This is a genomic window from Paenibacillus sp. FSL R5-0914 (assembly GCF_038004525.1).
GTDB lineage: Bacteria > Bacillota > Bacilli > Paenibacillales > Paenibacillaceae > Paenibacillus_AQ.
Genome location: NZ_JBBORH010000001.1, coordinates 2141276 through 2161620 on the forward strand (window position 1 = coordinate 2141276; position 20345 = coordinate 2161620).

Consider the following 20345-nt stretch of genomic DNA (forward strand, 5'->3'; position numbering starts at 1 on the left):
GCTCTACCATCCTCCAAGATTCACATTTTCCAAAGGCAAACGTATGGTTACACAGGTATAAGCGCCCTGCACACTGTCGATCCAAAGACCGCAGTCCTTACCATAATGAAGCTGTATGCGCTTATGCACGTTCTCCAAGCCCAGTCCGTTTTTGCTGGTAACAATCGGTGAATCTGAGTCGCCCCGCAGCACAGCCTGCAGACTGGACAGCATCTCCGGGTCAACACCTGCGCCATCATCTCTTATCTCAACTAGCAGGAGGCTGTCATTCTCTACGGATACGGTAATTTGGATGTGTACACTGCCCCCCGAGGGCGCTGCGTGATGAACGGCATTTTCGACGATGGGCTGCATACACATTTTAGGAATTGTATAACGCAGCACCTCCTGCGGGAGATCCGCCGTCAATACAATGCTGCCACCCTCCATAAAGTTTATGAATCGGACATAGCTGTGTATGTTGGCTAGTTCTTCGCTAAGGGCAACCGTATCGCTGCGCCACTGCATGCTGTAACGCAGTTGCGAGCCTAAAGACACCAACGCATCGGCGATAGCCGGCTGTCGCTGAACCTCTGCGAGCATACGGATGGATTCCAGCGCGTTATATAAAAAGTGTGAATTGATCTGCGAATGCAGTGAGTGCAGCTGTGCATTTTTGGCAATCAGCTGTTTATCTACCACTTGGGTCATCAGATGTTTGATTTCGTCTAACATATTATTATAGCTGACGGCCACCTCGTCGATTTCGTCACCGGTTTCGTTTTTATCTAGGCCGGTATCAATTTTCGCATCCAGTTGGCCTTGCCGCACCTTGCGCATAGAAGCCAGCACTCTGTCGAGCCGGCGGAAAATGCGCCGGGTGGTATGTGAAACGAGCAGTAACATCAGCAGCAATACACATAAGGTGATCGCTACTACGAGCAAATACCAGCTTCGTGGGCCTTTCATCAGCGCTTGATGAGAGGCAATATCCACTACATAGGCGTTAAGTGGGGCGATGTAGCGATACAACGCATAGTAAGTTTGGTTGCCTACCTTGACCTTAATGGGACTACTCTGCTGCAACATATCCAGCCGCTGATGAATGCTGCCCAGAATTTTATCCAACTCCTCACCGGCATTTTGAGCAAAGATATGCTCAGGATTGTATACAGATCGGGAAGGGGTGGTTCCGTCCACCACTACAGAAAAGAAATCTCCCCCGCTATCCGCAAGCAGGTCACTGAAAAAGACGCTATGCTGGGCGCGAATTTCCATAATGGTAGGGAGTTTCTGCTGCTGTCCCTGAAGGCGTACCAGCCGGTAATAGGATAACGTATGCTCGCCATCCTTAAAAGCAAATAGGCGGTATGCTGCACCGCCTTCCTCCCGAAGGGTCACCCAGTAGTCCTGCGGCTGAAACTTGTCATAATGGTAGATTTCAGGCCAAATCTCAAATAGGTTTGGATTATCGACATAGAAACTGAGCTCACTGATCATCTCGTGGCTTTGAATGATATTATGCATTTGCTCAAATTGATTTTGTCTAAATTTCACAAGACGCAGGCCATCCCCACGCATATTGGAGTGAATAAAATCTACAAATGCCTTTTGATTCAGCGCAGTAGAGGAAGCGTTCTCAATAATGCCCATTCTGCTGCGTAGCTGTTCATTAAGTCGTGAAACATGACTGCTGCCGGTGGCCATAGCGTCCTTGTATAGCTGGCTTTCCTGCGTGCGGATAAATAAAAAGGATACCACAATCGCAGGAATAGCAATCATCATGCTAAAGGCCAAAAACAATTTTTTGGATATGCGTGAATTGCGGTAAAGCCTCTTCAATTTAGTCAGCAGATACTTCATTTTAGTAGCCTCCTACCCTTGTAATATACCATATATTACAAACCGCCTGGTAGGTAACTAGGCTGTTTTGCCAAATGGTAGAACTAGCGAAAAAGGGAATACCGGCCACCATTTCGGTGACCGGCAGCACGCTTTATTCGGGCATTATTACTCGGCCATTTTGGATTTTCGCACATCCAGTTCAGCCTGACGGTATTCCATCACCTTGCCAAAGCTGTAGTTTTCGCGGCGGTCAAGGAAATTCTCGAAGATTTTATCAAATTCAGCCTCATTCTTGGCTGTAATCAGCTCGGGGAGGACTTCCTCCCAATTTTGTGAAATACGAGACCAGGCTACCGATACATCAGAATCTCCCTGTGGATCTAATCCCTTATAGATACCGCTATCAATATCGGCCTGCTTATTGGCGAAGTCTTCCATTTGCTTAATGACAGGCGCTTTCTCCGGTCTCCACTGGTTGACGATTACAGGGTTTCGCATCATCCAATAGGTATCCATGATGCCATATTCTTTCTCCATCTTCTCAATATCAGTGTCGAGTAATTTTACCATTTCAGGCTTCAGCTGCGGCTTGCCATCCACCATCTCCCATGTTTCGCCTTCCTTGCCAAGGAATAAATCTCGTTGGCCTTCTTCGCTGGCCAGATAGGTCAAAAAGCGGATGGCTCGTTCAGGGTTTTCGGTGGATTTGCTAATCATCGTCACCATCCAGCCGTCCATGTTGCCGGGGAATAGTTTAGGATTATCACCCTTACTGTTCTTAGGCCCATCGACTGCGATGTAGTAAGAGTCCGGGTTACCGCTAGCAGCTAGCATAGGATTGACAGCCGACATGCCGGTCCACTCGCGGACCATCATGAAATAGCGGGCGTTGTTTGTTTTTTCCTCTACCTGCGTATCGGAATCCACCAGGAAATCCACATTAATCAGCCCGCGCTCGTAAGCCGTGCGGAAGGTTTTTAGCCAGGCGATATAATCGGGATCGGTAATGCGGTCATATACTTTCCCGTCTTTCTCATGCGGAACGGCCAGGAGGTTCTGCAGATATTCGGTCATCCCGTAAGGGACGTTCCCTTGTGCAAAAAAGGGACTGATGGGCTGGCCTTTATATTGGGAGTACTTATCCTTTACCAGTTGCAGTGCGTTCAGAAAGCCCTCTGGAGTGCTAAGGTCCGGACTGCCCATCTCCTCATACAGATCCTTACGCACCAGGAAAGTCTGGTTGGCGGCCGTCATGCCAGTTTCATGCATCAGGTTGGGGCTATATGAATCATTCGGAACGCCATAGGTATTGCCATTTTCTTGACGGTACCATTTCAGTGTGCCGTCCCCGGCCACCTTGAAGAAGTATGGATCATACTTGTCAGCCAATTCATTTAAGGCGTAGACATGATCGCCTTCCCACAGCTTTTTGACAGCAGTTTCCCATGAACCCATCGATATCAAGTCTGGCAGCTTGCCGGAGGTCATCATCAGGGTAATATGCTCATTCGCTTCACCGGAAGGTACTTCAAGCTTGATGTTTACGCCTGTTTTTTCCGTTACGTACTTGGAGGTCAAGCTCTCTCCCCAAGTGTGGGCATACCAGTTAGCACCTACGAACCAGGACAAATCCACAGGGCTGGTATCGAGCTTCCATGCCGGATCATCGGGATTAAGTTTTGCTTCACTTGGTGGAGGCTGTGTACTATCCGTAGGCTGTGGGGTCGGCTTATTTTCACTATTCGCTGAATTGGAACACGCGGCTATGCCTAGCATCAGGCTTGCGGCCAGAATGAGGGTCAACCCTGGCTTGATGAGATTGCGTTTCATGACATAATCATCCTTTCTTTGCTGCTTCGATTTTTGTATTCCAGTTTCTAGACGTATACCTCTTATCCTTTAATGGCGCCGATCATCACTCCTTTGACCAGATAGCGTTGAATGAAAGGATAGACTAAGAGAATAGGCAGTGTGGCCACCATCATGGATGCAAATTTGATAGAGTTGCCGGGAAGTCTTGCGCCGAATTGCGCCATCGCTTGCTGCTGCATGAAGGACATAGAGTTCTCCGCAATGATTTTGTACAGCATGGTCTGCAGCGGCAGTAATTCTTGCGAACGGATGTAAATGACCCCCTGGTAATAATCATTCCAATGATAGACGGCTGAAAAAAGTGATATGGTCGCTATGACAGCCATGCTATTGGGCAATACGATTCTGAATAGGACACCATAGTCTGAAGCACCGTCTACTTTCGCAGATTCCTCCAGGCTGTCGGGTATGGTGCGGAAGAAGCTCATGAATATGACCATATTAAAAAAAGTGTACATGGAGGGAATAATGAATATCCAAAAATTATCATATAAGCCCAGCTTCGTCATCAGAATAAATGTAGGGATCAGCCCGCCTGAGAACAGCATCGTAACCAACGCGATTTTAAGATACAGCTTGCGTCCGATCAGATTAGACTTGCTCATTCCGTAAGCTATAATGGCGGTAAATAACACATGCGTTGCTGTCCCGAGCACCGTGCGCAAAGTAGTGATATAAAAACCGTTCATCATAGTCTTATCATTGAACACAACGCTATAGCTGGCCAGCGATAATTCTTTGGGAAACCAGTTGACGGTGCCCAGCGATGCCTGCTGCGGCGCATTAAGCGAGTTAATGAATACAAACCACATCGGGTACAGCGTTAAAAAGCAAACCGCCAGCATCAGCAGGGTGTTGCAGACTTCAAATACTCCAATTTGCCGAAACCTTTTGCGTCTTTCCATCTTTCTGTCGTCCCCCTTTTAAAAAATGCTGTCGCCGGTTAGTTTTTTGGATGTGTGATTGGCCAAAAACAATAAACCTAGCGCGACAATAGAGCGGGCGAACAGGACGGCTGTTGAGAAGGAATGGCGCCCGGAGACCAACCCCATGTTGTAGATATACAAGTCTAGGCTTTCCGCCATCCTCATGTTCATGTTGTTCTTCAACATAAAGATCTGCTCAAAGTTACTGCCGAGTATCCCGCTGACAGCGAGGATGAACAAAATAGCGATGGTGGGGCGTATGCTCTGAATGGTGATATGCCACATACGCTGCCGCCGATTTGCGCCATCCAGCTCGGCCGCTTCGTACAGCCCCGGATCAATGCCGGATATTGCCGCTATGTAGATAATGGCGCTCCAGCCGGTTTCTTTGAGCGTATCGGTGAAGTAGGTAATCCACCAAAAGTACTTAGGGTCGCTGTTAAACAGGATTTCGCGTCCCTGGAGCCCGATCGCCATCATCAGCTGATTGATCACACCGCCCTCGCCCAGCCAATTGAGTGCAATGCCGCCAAAAATCGTCCAGGCAATAAAGTGCGGCAGGTACGAAATGGTTTGTACCGTTCGCTTAAATCGAAGACTCCGTATTTCATTCAGCATCAAGGCAAACAAGATAGGAATGGGAAAACCCAACACCAGCTTGATGCTGCTCATTCCCAAGGTATTGCGGATTGAACGCCAAAAACGCTCATCCGTCAAAAAATCCTGAAAATGCTTCAGCCCGACAAACGGTGATTCTAGTAAGGGTTTGGCGATGCTGTAGTCCATAAATGCAATAATGAGCCAAAACATGGGGATATAACAAAAGATAAACATCCAGAGGATTCCCGGGATAACCATGCTTTGCAATTGCCACTGTTTAAAAAGCGCTTTCATTTGTTCCGTTCTGTATTGGAACATGTTCCGTGCCCCCTTTCTATTTCATCGTATGAAAAAGCGCATAGGAAAAAAAGCCCATGATTATTGACCCTATCCCATTTTTTTAGATTTGTTTGACCAGCTGCAAAATTTAAGTATGCTGTGATTAAATGAAAGGAGTGTGCAAAGGATGAATAAACCTATATGGGAACAGAATTTCTTAGATAGAAATGCCGATTTAAAGCTATGGAATATCCGCCTTGGCAACGACTTGTTAGATAATGAGGGTAATCCCATAGACCCAGGTTGGGGCAACGGAGAGCAGCAGTATTACACGGATCATTCCAGCAATCTGTATATCGATGAATTTGGCTTAAACCTGTGTGCGTGCAGCGAATCCATTGAAAAGGATGGGCGCAATTTTGCATATACCTCGGCTCGTTTGGATACAAAGGACCATTTTTCCTTTTGCTATGGCAAGTTAGTTGTGCGTGCAAAGCTGCCGGTAGGGCAGGGGGTATGGCCTGCCATCTGGTTGCTTCCGAAGGAACAGGCTTACGGTCCTTGGCCAGCTTCCGGCGAGATTGATATCATGGAAGCGAAAGGCCGCTTGCCTCAGCAAATATCCGGAACACTGCACTACGGAAAGGATTGGGAACATCAAATCGTCGAGGAGTTCTCGCACCATTTTGAAAGCGGAACTATTAATGAATTCCATGATTATGCACTGGAATGGAATGCTGGTTCGATTCGATGGCTGGTAGACGGATATTGCTTTGCTGAGCGTCGCCAGGAGCCGGGTGTGATGCCCTTTGATGAACCCTTTTATCTAGTGCTTAACCTTGCGGTGGGCGGCTGGTATGACAATGTAGCGGTTGACGAGGCTGCACTGCCAGCGGTCATGACGGTTTCAAATATATGGCTGTTCCGATAATAAGAAAGTTGTTATTTATCAGATTAAAGCCTTTAGGGCACACCCATTTTGGGGATGCCCTATTTCGATTTTCAATACCTATATCCCATCTGGTAGAATAGGGAAAACCATATTTTTCTATATTCTAGTAATTTGATTATACGCTTGGGGAGGTAGACCATGGACAAAGAACTAACCGCACAGCTGACACAGTGGCATGAAGATGATGAACACCAGAAGATTGTAGACACCCTGATGGCGATTCCTCCAGCGGACAGAGATTACGAGGTAGTCAGCAGTCTGGCAAGAGCGTATAACAATTTGGGACGTTATGAAGAAGCGCTTGGACACTTCGCGATGATTGCGGAACAGGGGCAGAATGACCATCTGTGGCATTTTCGTGTGGGATATTCCTACTACTATTTGAATCGATATGAGGAAGCGGTGAGAGTGCTGAGTATTGCCCATGACCTCGATCCGGATGATGAGAATACGGCCATGTTTCTGAAATTCAGCCAGCGCAAGCTACGCAAAGAACAACACGCCGCAGCCAGACAGGTAATCAGAGAGCAACATAATGATTCGGGGACGACTGCAACTCCTTTTGAAGGGATGGACCTCTCCGAATTTTGGAAAGATAGCGATTATGCGCTAAAAGAATATGTTTCTGCCCCGCCTACGGATGAGCTGATTGCTTCTGTAGAAGAAGAACTGGGTTACAAGCTTCCTGCCTCTTATATCAGTCTGATGAAGCAGCACAATGGGGGAGTTCCTTATAATACTTGTTTTCCGACGGAGGACGCGACCTCATGGGCTGAGGATCATATTGCGATTACGGGCATTATGGGCATCGGACGCGAGAAAAGCTATTCACTCTGTGGCGATCTCGGCAGCCCGTTCATGATTGAGGAGTGGGGGTATCCTGACATCGGCGTAGTAATTTGTGACTGCCCTTCGGCAGGCCATGATGTCGTGATGCTGGATTACCGGAACTGTGGGAGGGACGGCGAACCTGAGGTAATTCATGTGGATCAGGAAGATAATTATGAAATTACGTTCCTGGCCCAAGACTTCGAGACGTTTATACGCGGTCTGGTGAGTGATGAGGACTACGACACCTCTGAAGAAGATAAAGAGGAGGATTTGCGCAAAGTAGCCGTAGGCCAATTCTCGCCTTTGCTTGCGAAGCTGTGCAGCCATGTGTCTGAGGTAGATCAGCTTGAGCAGAAGATCCGTAGAGTCTGTACCCGAATCGTAGAAGAGAAGGGACACTTTTCCTTTCATGCGGATGAGCTTTCTACTCTGATGTACGATGTGCAGTTCTGGCTGTACACAAGCTCTTATCCAAATACGAGCCGTCAACAATATCTGGATGTATATGAGGAAATGATCGCTTTTGGCGGCGAGTTCGGTCAAGGCGGGTATGCTCCGGGCTGGATCAGCGACTGGCTGGATGGGCGAATACGGGAAGGGCTGATTGTTCAGAAAAACGGGGTGCTTTGCTTCACGGATCAAGCCCGCTCTGAGGTCATTGCACGGCTGGAAGCAGAATCCGCAGAAGAGGACGTTGCCCCTTTTATACTCGTGGATCAGCAAGGTGGAGGCATGTCTGTCATTCTAAATGTGGGTAGCTACCGATCGGAAATGTTTGAGGCCCGGGCAGACGAAGGATTTGAAGGTAACGGGTACGATTGGGCTTCTTTGGCGGCTGTGTTTGTGAACGAATATATGCCTGAATGGGTAGATACGATTCATTTTGACCCGGAAGCGGATATGTTCTGTGCTTATTCGGAGAATAGCGAAGCTATTAAGCAGTTCGCGGTGCGGTTGAAGCAGGCCTGTGAAAATGAGACGTTGATCCGGGATCTTTTTTCCCGCGCGGAGCTCGATTGATCACAACAGTATTCAGGGGCTCGGTCACACAGAAGGTTGAGAGAATGCGTCAGGTAGGAATCCGTTTCAAGGTTTGTTTTCGATGGCACCAATATATGGAATGATACGGTTTTTAGCTGACCGTCAGCATCTGCTGCAAGGACGAAGGCTATAAGTCTTGGCCGATTTGCAGCAGATGCTCTTTTTTAGAAAGTTACGGGCATAGATTTGAACATGTGAAGTGGATTATTTTTGATATAATATAGTTAAAATTTTAGTTATTGTATTCTATTGATAGGGAATAATGAGAGAAAAGGAGAGATGGAAATGACGTATATCGTTGATTTTAAAGATGTGTCTACGGTCGGAGTAGAGTCTTCACCTGTAGCAGAGGCGCTTGCTGGTTTACGTGCGAATGAAGCTCGTTACTTTATGAACAAGTACAAGCATGAATTTACAGTTGTCCCAGCTAACGAAAGCCAGGAAAACCTTGATTATGTGAGCCGAATTTTAAAAGAAGAACGTAATATTGAGTTTGCGGCAAAACCTTTAGAAACGTCGCGTTTTCAAGTGGAAAATATTAAATTCACTTATGTCTTTTATGAAGATGGACTTGAGGTTAATGTCATGTATACGGTTGATGATCCTAAGAAGCGAGCCGTTGGTTTTAAGCTTTCTGAGGGGATGGAGATACCAAAGGAGTTAGAAGAGAAGTTTAAATTTGCTAGGCAAAAGTCTAAACTAGCCGGTACAATCCGTGGCTCGTATTTTGTAATCAAAGGAGAGTATTAAAGGAGTAAGAATAATACAAGCCTCTATTCCGAGTGGCGGGATAGAGGCTTTATTTATTTGCTATCTGCATAAGCCAAGTATCTTAAAATGAGGGCGTAACCAAGGGATTCACGGTAACTGTAACCATCGGACCAAGTAATTTAAAGTCCATACTTTCTTTTAATTTATCTAATCCTGCGGAAATGATTTTACAGAATTATCTCCGCAAGGCGATGTATCCCCTGCTCAATTGATGCTTCATCTACTTTTGCAAACCCCAATACCCATCCCTTTCTTTTGCTATCCAGACAATAGGGTCCAAGAGGGTAAACACGTATTCCATGTTGTAGGGCTAAATTTGTCACAGTTTCTTCGTCGTATGATTCCTCAGCCTCAAGTAACATATGCAATCCTGTTTCTACTCCACTGAGTGTAAAACGCTCCCCTAAACCACTAGCCATAATAGCTTTTGTCATGATTTCGTGTCTTCTTCGATATACATTTCTGACTCTTCTCATATGCCGCATAAAATGACCATTTTTAATGAAATGGGTTAGTGTTAGCTGATCCATAATCGGAAGATGACGGTAAGTCAGCTCCTGTACCTTCGCTAGTTGAGCAATTGCCTCGGATGGACCTATAATAGCCGAAATACGAATGCCAGGAGCAATCATTTTAGAAAAACTCATGAGATACAAAGTATTATTGGATGCCTGACTAAACAACGTTGGCAGCGGCTCCCCACGATACCGGAATTCACTATCATAATCGTCTTCAATGATCCAAAACCGTTCTTGAACCGCTTTATGTAGCAATTGTTGCCGACGGGTCTCCGACATAACGACCCCTACTGCGCACTGGTGAGAAGGGGTGGCAAAGATCAGTTTGGATTGAGGGTGAATATGCTCCACCACTAGACCATACTCATCAACGGGAATAGGTACCACATTCATTCGTCGATATTTCATCGCCATCCAAGCAGCTGGGAAACCTGGATCTTCTACTGAAACTGTGTCCCCATCAGCTAAAAGCGACTGTGCGATTAAATCGATACTATGCTGAGCTCCTGAGGTCAACAGAATCTGATTAGTTTGGATATGTATGCCCCGTTCAAGGGATAAATAACGCTGTATTTGCTCACGTAATGGTGTGTAACCGTAGCAATTACCGTAAGCCCAGCTTGATAAATCCATTTCAGCAGATGCGTGGAGCAGCGATTGCCGCCAGTTTTTTTGAAATTGTTCATCCAAATAGGGTTCATGAGGACTGAAATCAATATCCACTTCTAGCTGTTCTTTACCTCTGAACCAGTCATGTAAATGATCAACAGCTGAGTCTAACAAGGAGAGTGAAGGAGGTGTGGGACCCTCTGGTTCTATTTCCTTCGTTGACACATTGAATTGCTTCCATTTACTAACTCGCGTTCCTCCTCGGCGAGAGGTAACTGTATAACCTCGACTTAACAATTCTTCATAGACGATCTGTATAGTTGAACGTGAGACACCTACGATGTGAGCAAGTTCGCGGGTAGGTATTAGTAATTCTCCTGGCGCCCAGACTCCGCTAGTAATATTATGAATCGCTTGATCAAGCAATTGCTGCCAGATCGGTCTCTTATCATTACGAATTACTTTCATCATCGTACACACCTCCAAATAGAAGTCCAATCATAATAATATTAATTATGGATTGCTCTAAACGGTGATTTTTGGATATTTTAATGCAATCCATTCATTGATATACTACCGTAACAACGCTGGTATTCGCAATTTGGTCGTTGCCGCACGCTAGAGTTAAAGGAGAGATATCGATATGAATTCGGTTCGTTACAAGAGCAGGGAATGCCTGGATCAAGAGAAGATTGAAGGGTTCCTTCAGCAAGCGAGATTGGGTTATCTTGGGTTGGCTGATGGCAATCGCCCCTATGTTGTGCCACTTAATTATGTATGGACAGAAGGGAAACTCTATTTTCACGGGGCTGGAGACGGAAGGCGTAATCAGGTGATGAGTGATAATTCAGAGGTGTGTTTTACGGTATGTGAGGAATACGGAACCATTACGGATCCGGTACCTGCGAAAACGGATACAGCTTATATGAGCGTAATGATATTCGGACAAGCAGAACCGATCACGGATTTGGATGAAGCCACTCATGTACTTCAGGAAATGATGAATAAGTATGTACCAGGTTACTATAATCGCCCCCTGTCCAAGCAGCATGTGGAGAAGTATAGATCAGCTGTATTCGGCGGTCCGGTTCAAGTTTATCGGGTAATTCCAAGCCATATGACGGCAAAAGAGAGTCCTATTGAAGCGGAAAAAATGTATAAAAAGGACATGGATACTGAACGCCAAGTTTAACCACAAGATATTCCCATTAACATTATTCAATAATGAAATTAGAGATTAGTCCTTAAGCTAACGAATATCGATAGCTCAATAAACACGATAAGGCAGCCGATCAGTCAACGTGATCGACTGCCTTTATTCAACTAACGGGCAGATTAGCTCGGTAAATGTTTTTTACTCTTATAGATAAAATTGAGTTACCAAGAATGGGAGCAGAAAATGAAAGAATAGTGATCGGGGATTTAATCTTACCTTCTCCCAGACTTCAATTTCTCAGACCAAGAGCATTCTACTTCGATCATAAAACTTCAAATTTATACGTCTATATAGATTATTTAGTTTACTACGGTGTTGATGGCGAAAAAATATTAAAGCCAAAAGAACTAAAAAGATATCTAAGCAAAATTACTGATTTAAATGATTTAAATGATATCTATATTAATTGGGATATTAAATTTGTTGAAGCCTAATATGAATTCATGGGAAGAGCAATATTTATTTGATTACTAAAGTGTAAAAATAATGTATCGATTCTAGGAACACTAGACCGCGGACTTCCAGCAAGGGCGGCTTCATTCGACCAGCTGCAACCCACTGTGATCATAACAGTGTAACTGTGGGAGATATCGAGAAAATTGGAAGTCCTTACAGAGTCATGATGTTCTGTGACCCATATGGATCGTTTCAGGGCATGTCAGGAGAAATAATTAAATGTAGGTATAATCCCTATAATCATTGAAGTAACGGATAACGACAGTTCAATAAAAAAGCGGCCGTCTAGGACTATATTTTCTCTGAACAGTTATTGATAACTGAGGAAGAATACAACTCCTATATCACTATCATTTCATTGGGTGCTATTTATCATTCCTAGAAGAAAAGGAAAAAGTCCTAAACGTAGCGGTAAAATCATTGTCGCGAATAGAAATATTCAGTACGAGCGAGTGGGAATACACGTAAGAACCACAATGAAAAAGATGGAGATTCCATAGAGCCAGCAGTTGTTTGGTAATAAGTCAGTCTACTCACTTATGGTCAGCAAATTACAAATAGGCTGACGGCATTCGCGGCAGCCTATTAAAGTAACGGGGAATATAGTTGAAACAGGAACTTAAATCTGTGGCATATTTGCTGTTGTAAGAAACCCCTCTATGTTCAAAACTTTCTTTAAAGTGCTAATGTAGCAGTATTGGCAACTCCGATCATCGTGATGATCAAGGTATTCACCATAGCACCAAGCCACACGTTCCCTGTCAATTTGTATAGGCTGCGACTAATAATTGCAGCTGCAAATAGTAAGAAAATAAACGGAAGCAGTACCATTGGATAAAGTCTTGTTTCTTGCCAAAATGTATTACCTGTCGTAAATAATACAGCATACTGGATTCCGTTAATAAGCATAATACCTAGCACGTTTCCCAGTCCAGCGACAATCATATTTGCTTTTTCAGACTTTATATTACTAAAACTTAATATATTTATTAAGAGCGCATTTATTAGATAGAAAATAAAGAAGAACGGCAAATAGTTCATCCATACCAATAACTTATCTGAATTAAATGTAAATACTCCGAGTATCCAAAATTTAAAATCAGCGTTAAAAAGATATTCTGCCGCATATACGATACCGAAAAAAATTCCGTAGATGCATAAGGCAAGAATTAAAGTCTTTCCTGCTTTGCTCAAACCGATTTTTAATCCTAATTGTTCCAAAGAAAGCTCAGCGTTATTTCTTTTCTCCAATTTGTACTTATATACAAATAGTGCCGCTCCAATAAGGCTGCTAAACATTGCCCATATCAAGATATAGTTTGTAATGGGCTGCGTAAACCATTTTACAGACATGAAATTGGACGTGCTTTTAAAAATCACTTTATCTAGATTTAAAGCTACGATTACGCCAATAGCAGAAAAAATCCAATTAAGCGACCAGCTGATCCAAAAAACTCTAGTTTTCTTTTTGCTTTTTTCCGTTTGCAATGCATTAGCTATAGAACTGCTTTGTTTTTTTGCTAATTTTAAGTGCTTAAAGAACGGAATTTCCAACAAGTAATAGGATGCTGGGAAAATCAATAGAAAAATACCTAATAATCCAATAAAGCTAACTAGCTCTTTCCAGATCCATATTTGATTAGTATTTTTTATTTGTGGTGAAATCTCAAAGGCCTGGCTGAAAAAGTCTACTGTGTATGCAACAGTTTTCTTTGAAAAATGTGCCCATTCATGCGTTTGCTTTGGATTATAAATTACTCTCAGTGTTTGATTTTCTGCATCTCCATAATATTTAGCTACATTAAAGCTCGAATGCTGCTCAGCTTTTGAAAAAATCGAGTTCACTGCGACTAAGGCCTCATCAGCATTATTGGAGAGATCGCCATTGCCTTGAGACAAATCATAATTCCCCTCATCATATTGACCATAAATAATTCCCATATTAGCGTGGATTTGACTAAATACCTTTTCACTAGATAAACGGATATTTCCCACCGGCAACCCTGCTGCGACCTTGTTTAAGGAATTAGCATATTCCTTTTCGCTGTCTGTTATTGTCTCGGCGCCTTCCGAATCGGGCTTCTTCGCTTCTTCAATTGCTGCATAATATTGTGAACCGTAGTGCATTAACGTCAACCATGTGGACATTCCACCCATAGAATGCCCCATAACACCGATCATGTCATTATCAATGTAATCGAGACTTTTATAGGCAAATTCCACTAGAGGTATCATTCCCTCACCATTAGCTGCTACTGCCTTCATGACTGGCTCGCTCGACGAGCTTGATTTTCCATGATAGTAGGCATCGAATGTCATTACTGCAATCCCTCTGCGTGATAATTCAATAGCGTTTAAATTTTGCATATGTTTATTGTTTAGATAACCATGCTCGGTAATAACTAAAGGAACCTTGTGCTCCTCATTTGATTGTTCAGGTTTAAAAATTTGTCCAGACAGCCACTGCCCATTTTCAGTTGGTAGCTTAAAATCAATAATTTCTACCTTTCCATAAGAAGTTTGTAAAAAACCTGATAAACAAGCGCTTACAAAAATCATCAACATAGAAACGACAAGCAATCTTCTTATTATCTTTTTCCCCATATAAATACTCCCCCTTAACTATATAGGTTCCATTGGAAACTATATAGTTTTTATACTATACTTTTTATTTGAAAGCAATAGCGCTTTTCTAGCTATGTTAAAATTACAATTTTTGATATAATTTTATGAGCTAAATTGACGGGAAAAGAGGGATTTCTTTGGCAGTTGAATGGATGGGGAAATATAGAACATTTGTAGAGAAGATTGTTAAATATGGAAATTCATACGCAGACTCCTATAAAAAAGAGTACAACTATAATACTGTTTTTTTATTTTCTGCTGCACAAATTCAAGTGCTGGAATATCTATTGGAGAATGAAGATAAAAATCAAAACATGCTGGAAATTGCAAAACGGCTGGGAATATCTAAGAGCGCATTTTCAAAACATGTAAAAAAAATGGTGGAAAAAGGGCTGCTCGAAAAGTACCATACATCAGATAATAAGAAAAACATTATCATTAAGGTTTCCACAATAGGCAAAGAAGTGTATAGCCAATATGTACAATACGCTTATGAAAAATGCTTCAAAAAAATATTTTCCCTGCTGGATGAAATCCCTATGCAATATATTGAGAAAATGGAAGCTATTTTAGATATCTCAGCTAGTGCTACAACTGAAAAAACAAAGCAAAAGAAAGAGGTTAATCTCATTCTTATCGAGGAATAAGAGATGTTATTATTAACATTTAATCAATTTCAATATAAAACGATGGTCTAATGCTGTTCGAAAAAAAGAAATTGATCAGTTGCGTATGGAATGATGAGATTGGTTATGAAGCTGCTAGAAATTTCATCAAAAAAAGCCTTTTGGAATAAAATCCAAAGGCTTTTTGTATGCTTATTTTTTTCAAGACCTTATTCAACATCATAATTGATCAGAAAGAAAAAGTCTATACTTTGGGCTGGATTTTATTTACTATTGTGAAGCCGGCAAAACTTAATCAATGGAGTGTTGTTAATGGACGTTACCTATCATCTCGATCAGGCCGACTTACAGGATTATATTGGACGGATTTTTGGCACCAGTTATTTAGTTACTCGTGTTTCACGAATGCATGGTGGCGCACAAAAGGTGGTCTACAAGATTGAGTGCAGTAATGGATTTTCCTGCGTTTTGTATGTGTGGGATCTTTCCATGAATTATTTTGAAGAAGAAAAAGCGAATGAAGATATAAATGAACAGTCCTATGGAAGTGATTTGTTTGAATTAAACAATAAGTATTTAATACAACATGGAATTCAGACCCCAGCACTTTATGATCTGAACAAGGAAAGAGATCGTTACCCATTTGATTATGCGCTTGTTGAATATATAGATGGACGTAAGGCAGAAACCTTTTTCCAACATTCCGAGTTAGCTGCTCAAGATAAAGTGTTTCAGCAGTTGGGGGATATGCTTACTACTATGCATACCACCGAAAGGCAGTTTTTTGGGAAAGCCAATGCTAACGAGATCAGTACAGAACAATGTCATTCATTACAAATGGAAAATGCGAAAGTACAGCTAGCTTACGCCTCTCAGCATATGGAGAAGATCGGGTCTAATCAAAGTAAACTGCTCGATAAGTTGTATGAGCTTGAATCAAGAATTAAGCCTAGAAAGCAGTATGGATTTATTCATGGGGAACTGGGTCCTGACCATGTATTGGTTAATGATAAGCTGGAGCCCTTTCTGATCGATATTGAAGGAGCAGCGTTCTTTGATATTGAGCATGAGCATAGTTTTTTGGAGATGCGATTTGGAGATTTCTATCGGTATCTTAAGAACGATAAGCTTGATCCGGATAGGCTGTTATTTTATCAATTGCATCACCATATATCATTAACTTCAGCGGGTTTAAAGCTACAGCATAGAGGATTTCCCGATCAACAATTCGCAAAAGGTCTAGCTGAATATCAATCTGAACGTGCGCTTAGGTTTATCGAAAGATGAAGAAATGAAAATGAAGCAAGAAGCGGCGCGTCATCTCTTGTCAAATATCGTGGGAGCTGAATATTCAAGTTATTACACGGTAACGTTTCAACGAAGCGAAGAGGGAGTCAACCTAACCTAGGGAGACTCCCTCACTCTTGTGCGTTCTAGGGACAAGCCTGACGGTAGTCAAGAGGTGTATACGAAAGTAAAGACTAGTATATAGATGGGGGTCCTTTCCTTTCCTATACTAGAACTAGGAAGAGAAGCAGCATGAAGTAGATGCACGACCTATTTTGAGACAATGTGGAGGGGTAATATGAAGAAAAAAAGTAGAATACTTCTGATCGTCGCATTGATCCTAAGTTTAACTATCACGGCATGCGGCAAAACCACAAATGAAGGGGAGAAGCAGCCTGAGAAGCAGCCTGAGACACCTGTGGAACAAAAAAATGAAGTGATTGAAGTTTCAACAGTTTCGGCAAGCGATCAGTATCTCAAATTCGATGAGGGCGAAAGCTTTGAGAAGAACTCGGTCTATGATGCGTATGAGAAAGATATCGGTGTGAAGCTCACGAATAAATGGGTGTCCGCCGATGACGTTCAATTCAAGGAAAAAGTGAAGATGTCCATCGCCTCCAATGATCTTCCGGACTTCATGAAGGTTAATGCTACACAGCTGAAAGAACTGACCGAAGCGGATATGATTATGGATATCACGGACGTATATGACAAGAATGCGACGGATGAGACTAAGAAATTCTTGTCGATGGATGGCGGAATGCAACTGAAGACCGCCACTTTCGACGGTAAACTCATGGGGATTCCAAGTTCTTATAATCCGTACCAGTATCAGTTCCTCTATGTACGTACGGACTGGCTGAAGAAATTGAACCTGCCGGAACCGAAGACGATGGCGGATCTCTTGACGATCGCAGAAGCGTTCAAAACAAAAGATCCAGGCGGCACTGGGAAACCGTATGGAATTGTAATTAGCAAAGATCCATTTAACAACCAGTCCACAGCTGTTACAGGACTAATAGCATTCTTGAATAGTTACCATGCTTATGAAAATCTTTGGATGGAAGACGGAAATGGCAATTTGGTCAACAGTGACATTCAGCCTCAAGTGAAAGACGCACTTAAGGCGCTGCAGGAAATGTTCAAGAAAGGATTAATTGATCCTGAGTTCGTCGTTAAAGATGTGGAGAAAGCAGCAGAGCTCCTCTATAACAACAACGCAGGTATCGTATACGGCCAGTCTTGGGTACCGGCTCAGCTCGCTAAAGGCGCAGTAAAGGATGGTAAAGTCGTACAAGAGTGGGGCGTATTCCCGATTCCATCGGTGGATAGCGAACCTGCACTATCGCAGATAGGTTTGGGTGTTGACGAATATTATGTTATCTCCAAGCAAGCGAAGCATCCGGAAGGCGTTATTAAATTGCTGAACCATTGGATTGTCGTGGATAATCATCCGACGCCAGAACAGAAAGTGTATGAGTATGGTAAAGACCTGAAGGAGAAAGGCAACAACTACTGGCTTCTAAGCCCGCTTCGTGTTGGTAAACAAAAGGATAATAACGGTGAAATATTGCCAAAAGCGATCGAGAACAAAGACGAGAGCATTTTGGAGACGAAAGATCAAAAAACTCGTTACGAGCGTGCCATGAAGTATGTTGATGGTACCGATATCAATATGTGGTGGGAATATCTGATCTCAGGTCCAAAAGGTGCATATTCACTTGTTCCTGAAATTCAGAACAATAAACAGTACCTACAAAACAAATTCTACGGCGCACCGACTCCAACCATGGCAGATCGACAAGAAATCCTGAAGAAGAAGCGGGATGAAGTATACTTCAAGATTATGATGAATCAAGTATCTGTGGATGAATTCGATAAATTCGTAGAAGAGTGGAAAAAGCTTGGCGGCGACGAAATGACCAAAGAAGTCAATGAATGGTACGCGACTCACAAACAATGATAGCAGGAGAATCGAGGGGTTGAACACAAACGACCTCTCTTTTCTTTAACCTAGTTCTTCATTTTTAGTCCTATAGCGAGGTGGATGGCATGAATGTATTAACGCGTATGTGGAAAAGGGAGTGGCCGCTTCACTTGATGTTGGTTCCTGGGATCGTATTGGTCCTCATCTTCAGTTATATCCCGATGGCCGGCATTATGATGGCCTTTCAGAAATACGTACCGAATAAAGGGTTGTTCGGCTCACCATTTATTGGTCTTAAAAACCTTCAGTTACTGATGGATTACCCCGATATCGGCCGGATATTCTTCAATACAGTATACATTGCGGTGATGAAAATTGTAGCAGGTATGATCGTTCCGGTCACCATAGCGATACTTCTGAATGAGCTGCGGAAAGAATGGGTCAAACGGACCTTCCAGACGCTCGTGTACTTGCCGCATTTTCTATCATGGGTCTTGTTAAGCGGTATTCTAATCGATGTATTGTCTCCATCTTCCGGTATTCTCAATCAAGTGCTTGGCTTGTTTGGTATAGACCCTGTTTTTTTCCTGGGAGACAACAAATGGTTCCCTTATGTCATGGTCATATCGGATGTATGGAAAGAGTTCGGATTTGGTACGATTGTCTATCTGGCTGCGCTTACCAGTATTAATCCGTCACTGTACGAGGCAGCGGAGATCGACGGCGCAGGACGCTTTAAGCAGACGTTACATGTGACGCTGCCGGGGATGCTTCCTATTATCGTTCTCATGTTTACGCTTAGTATCGGGAATGTACTGAATGCGGGATTTGATCAAATCTTCAACCTATATAGTCCTCCGGTCTATGAAAGCGCGGATATTATCGATACCTTCGTATATCGTATGGGGATTGAGCAAGCACAGTTCGGTTTCGCTACGGCCGTAGGACTGCTGAAATCCGTCATCTCTTTCATATTCGTATCTATGTCCTATATCTTAGCCTATCGTGTAGCGAATTACCGCATTTTCTAATGCAATCGGCGGTAATTCAGAAGGGAGACACATCGTGCGTACTAACAGATCATTCGGAAGAAAATTGTTTTTGATATGTAATTTTATTTTTCTGGCATCCGTATCTTTGTTATGCCTCATGCCTATTATTCATATTTTGGCGCTCTCGTTCAGCTCCGGGCAGGCAGCATCCGCCGGAAAAGTCATCCTGTGGCCAGTTGAATTCACAACGGCTGCTTATGCTAACGTATTTGGAAAACCTGAATATTTACGCGCATTCTGGGTATCGATTCAGCGGGTCCTTATGGGAACGACAATCAGCATGTTCCTGACGATTATCACGGCCTATCCATTATCCAAAGATTCTCGCCAATTTCGGCTGCGGACCTTCTATTCATGGTTCTTCGTATTCACGATTTTATTCAGTGGCGGGCTTATTCCAAACTATTTAACCGTGAAAAACCTTGGGATGCTCGATACAATCTGGGCTTTGGTGCTGCCGGGAGCGGTCACGGTGTTCAACGTTATTCTGCTGCTGAATTTCTACCGCAGTCTGCCCAAAGAACTTGAGGAATCTTCGCTGCTCGATGGGGCGGGTCAATTTACTACCTTATGGAAAATATATGTGCCGCTATCGTTGCCGGCATTGGCAACGACAGGTCTTTTCACTATGGTGGGGCATTGGAATAGCTGGTTTGATGGTATGATTTACATGAATCATCCCGAGAATTATCCGCTGCAGACCTTCCTGCAGACGATCATTATCAAAATGGATTTCCGCTTTATTAAACCTGAGAGGGCAGAATTAATGATCAAATTGTCCGATCGTACGAGCAGGGCAGCTCAAATATTCGTAGCAGCATTTCCGATTCTTATCGTGTATCCGTTCTTGCAGCGGTTCTTCATTAAAGGAATTGTGATGGGGAGTGTCAAAGAATAAAATAGGGCACTCAAACTATGACATAGCATTGCAGG

General features: G+C 43.2%; 16 protein-coding genes and 1 pseudogene. 11 read left to right on the forward strand and 6 right to left on the reverse strand.

What is annotated here, in order from left to right:
• Nucleotides 1-3 precede the first annotated feature (3 nt).
• The 4 genes from MKX60_RS09430 to MKX60_RS09445 form a co-directional block, all read right to left on the reverse strand.
• Nucleotides 4-1842 carry a sensor histidine kinase gene (locus MKX60_RS09430; RefSeq protein ID WP_341059603.1) on the reverse strand — a complete coding sequence of 613 codons (1839 nt, stop codon included), beginning with the start codon at nt 1840-1842 and terminating at the stop codon, nt 4-6.
• Nucleotides 1843-1989: 147 nt separating this feature from the next.
• Nucleotides 1990-3654 (reverse strand): extracellular solute-binding protein, encoded by a 1665-nt coding sequence (locus MKX60_RS09435; protein WP_341059604.1) that lies wholly within the window; start codon nt 3652-3654, stop codon nt 1990-1992.
• Between the two features lie 62 nt (nt 3655-3716).
• Nucleotides 3717-4601 (reverse strand): carbohydrate ABC transporter permease, encoded by an 885-nt coding sequence (locus tag MKX60_RS09440; protein WP_076300441.1) that lies wholly within the window; start codon nt 4599-4601, stop codon nt 3717-3719.
• 18 nt (nt 4602-4619) lie between these two features.
• Nucleotides 4620-5540: an ABC transporter permease gene (locus MKX60_RS09445; protein ID WP_076300442.1), complete on the reverse strand. Its 921-nt coding sequence runs from the start codon at nt 5538-5540 to the stop codon at nt 4620-4622.
• A 148-nt stretch (nt 5541-5688) separates the two neighbouring features.
• On the opposite strand from MKX60_RS09445, the gene MKX60_RS09450 reads away from it, so the two are divergent.
• From MKX60_RS09450 to MKX60_RS09465, 4 genes and pseudogenes are all read left to right on the forward strand, one after another.
• On the forward strand, nt 5689-6432 hold the full coding sequence (locus tag MKX60_RS09450) for a glycoside hydrolase family 16 protein (protein WP_341059605.1): 744 nt from the start codon (nt 5689-5691) through the stop codon (nt 6430-6432).
• 159 nt (nt 6433-6591) lie between these two features.
• A pseudogene (locus tag MKX60_RS09455) lies at nt 6592-7953 on the forward strand (SMI1/KNR4 family protein); the annotation flags it as partial.
• A 42-nt stretch (nt 7954-7995) separates the two neighbouring features.
• On the forward strand, nt 7996-8304 hold the full coding sequence (locus MKX60_RS09460) for an immunity 51 family protein (protein ID WP_341060287.1): 309 nt from the start codon (nt 7996-7998) through the stop codon (nt 8302-8304).
• Nucleotides 8305-8610: 306 nt separating this feature from the next.
• Nucleotides 8611-9075: a phage tail protein gene (locus tag MKX60_RS09465; RefSeq protein ID WP_341059606.1), complete on the forward strand. Its 465-nt coding sequence runs from the start codon at nt 8611-8613 to the stop codon at nt 9073-9075.
• Between the two features lie 188 nt (nt 9076-9263).
• Here MKX60_RS09465 and pdxR read toward each other — a convergent pair whose 3' ends face one another.
• Nucleotides 9264-10694 (reverse strand): MocR-like pyridoxine biosynthesis transcription factor PdxR, encoded by a 1431-nt coding sequence (gene pdxR / locus MKX60_RS09470; RefSeq protein ID WP_341059608.1) that lies wholly within the window; start codon nt 10692-10694, stop codon nt 9264-9266.
• 172 nt (nt 10695-10866) lie between these two features.
• Here pdxR and MKX60_RS09475 point away from each other — a divergent pair, with 172 nt between their 5' ends.
• Nucleotides 10867-11415: a pyridoxamine 5'-phosphate oxidase family protein gene (locus tag MKX60_RS09475; RefSeq protein ID WP_076300446.1), complete on the forward strand. Its 549-nt coding sequence runs from the start codon at nt 10867-10869 to the stop codon at nt 11413-11415.
• Nucleotides 11416-11609: 194 nt separating this feature from the next.
• Nucleotides 11610-11873, forward strand: coding sequence for a hypothetical protein (locus tag MKX60_RS09480; protein ID WP_341059609.1), 264 nt, complete (start codon nt 11610-11612; stop codon nt 11871-11873).
• A 697-nt stretch (nt 11874-12570) separates the two neighbouring features.
• On the opposite strand, the gene MKX60_RS09485 is transcribed toward MKX60_RS09480, so the two are convergent.
• The gene (locus MKX60_RS09485) at nt 12571-14499 is read right to left on the reverse strand and encodes an alpha/beta hydrolase family protein (protein ID WP_076300448.1); all 1929 of its coding nucleotides are present in this window, start codon (nt 14497-14499) and stop codon (nt 12571-12573) included.
• Between the two features lie 158 nt (nt 14500-14657).
• Between MKX60_RS09485 and MKX60_RS09490 the strand changes: the two genes are divergently transcribed.
• The 5 genes from MKX60_RS09490 (at nt 14658) to MKX60_RS09510 (ending at nt 20310) form a co-directional block, all read left to right on the forward strand.
• The gene (locus MKX60_RS09490; RefSeq protein WP_076300449.1) at nt 14658-15167 is read left to right on the forward strand and encodes a MarR family winged helix-turn-helix transcriptional regulator; all 510 of its coding nucleotides are present in this window, start codon (nt 14658-14660) and stop codon (nt 15165-15167) included.
• 336 nt (nt 15168-15503) lie between these two features.
• Complete coding sequence (locus MKX60_RS09495; RefSeq protein WP_341060288.1) at nt 15504-16433, forward strand: phosphotransferase family protein; 930 nt, start codon at nt 15504-15506, stop codon at nt 16431-16433.
• 298 nt (nt 16434-16731) lie between these two features.
• Nucleotides 16732-18396, forward strand: coding sequence for an extracellular solute-binding protein (locus MKX60_RS09500; RefSeq protein ID WP_042191393.1), 1665 nt, complete (start codon nt 16732-16734; stop codon nt 18394-18396).
• Between the two features lie 89 nt (nt 18397-18485).
• Nucleotides 18486-19391: an ABC transporter permease gene (locus MKX60_RS09505; protein WP_042191391.1), complete on the forward strand. Its 906-nt coding sequence runs from the start codon at nt 18486-18488 to the stop codon at nt 19389-19391.
• A 34-nt stretch (nt 19392-19425) separates the two neighbouring features.
• Entirely contained in the window at nt 19426-20310 is an 885-nt protein-coding gene (locus tag MKX60_RS09510; protein ID WP_042191389.1) for a carbohydrate ABC transporter permease, read from the forward strand.
• Nucleotides 20311-20345 lie beyond the last annotated feature (35 nt).

What these genes read in the sequence shown, in the direction of transcription:
- MKX60_RS09430 (WP_341059603.1), bottom strand. Translation starts at nt 1,842, where the DNA reads ATGAAGTATCTGCTGACTAAATTGAAGAGGCTTTACCGCAATTCACGC.
- MKX60_RS09435 (WP_341059604.1), bottom strand. Translation starts at nt 3,654, where the DNA reads ATGAAACGCAATCTCATCAAGCCAGGGTTGACCCTCATTCTGGCCGCA.
- MKX60_RS09440 (WP_076300441.1), bottom strand. Translation starts at nt 4,601, where the DNA reads ATGGAAAGACGCAAAAGGTTTCGGCAAATTGGAGTATTTGAAGTCTGC.
- MKX60_RS09445 (WP_076300442.1), bottom strand. Translation starts at nt 5,540, where the DNA reads ATGTTCCAATACAGAACGGAACAAATGAAAGCGCTTTTTAAACAGTGG.
- MKX60_RS09450 (WP_341059605.1), top strand. Translation starts at nt 5,689, where the DNA reads ATGAATAAACCTATATGGGAACAGAATTTCTTAGATAGAAATGCCGAT.
- MKX60_RS09465 (WP_341059606.1), top strand. Translation starts at nt 8,611, where the DNA reads ATGACGTATATCGTTGATTTTAAAGATGTGTCTACGGTCGGAGTAGAG.
- pdxR (WP_341059608.1), bottom strand. Translation starts at nt 10,694, where the DNA reads ATGATGAAAGTAATTCGTAATGATAAGAGACCGATCTGGCAGCAATTG.
- MKX60_RS09475 (WP_076300446.1), top strand. Translation starts at nt 10,867, where the DNA reads ATGAATTCGGTTCGTTACAAGAGCAGGGAATGCCTGGATCAAGAGAAG.
- MKX60_RS09480 (WP_341059609.1), top strand. Translation starts at nt 11,610, where the DNA reads ATGGGAGCAGAAAATGAAAGAATAGTGATCGGGGATTTAATCTTACCT.
- MKX60_RS09485 (WP_076300448.1), bottom strand. Translation starts at nt 14,499, where the DNA reads ATGGGGAAAAAGATAATAAGAAGATTGCTTGTCGTTTCTATGTTGATG.
- MKX60_RS09500 (WP_042191393.1), top strand. Translation starts at nt 16,732, where the DNA reads ATGAAGAAAAAAAGTAGAATACTTCTGATCGTCGCATTGATCCTAAGT.
- MKX60_RS09505 (WP_042191391.1), top strand. Translation starts at nt 18,486, where the DNA reads ATGAATGTATTAACGCGTATGTGGAAAAGGGAGTGGCCGCTTCACTTG.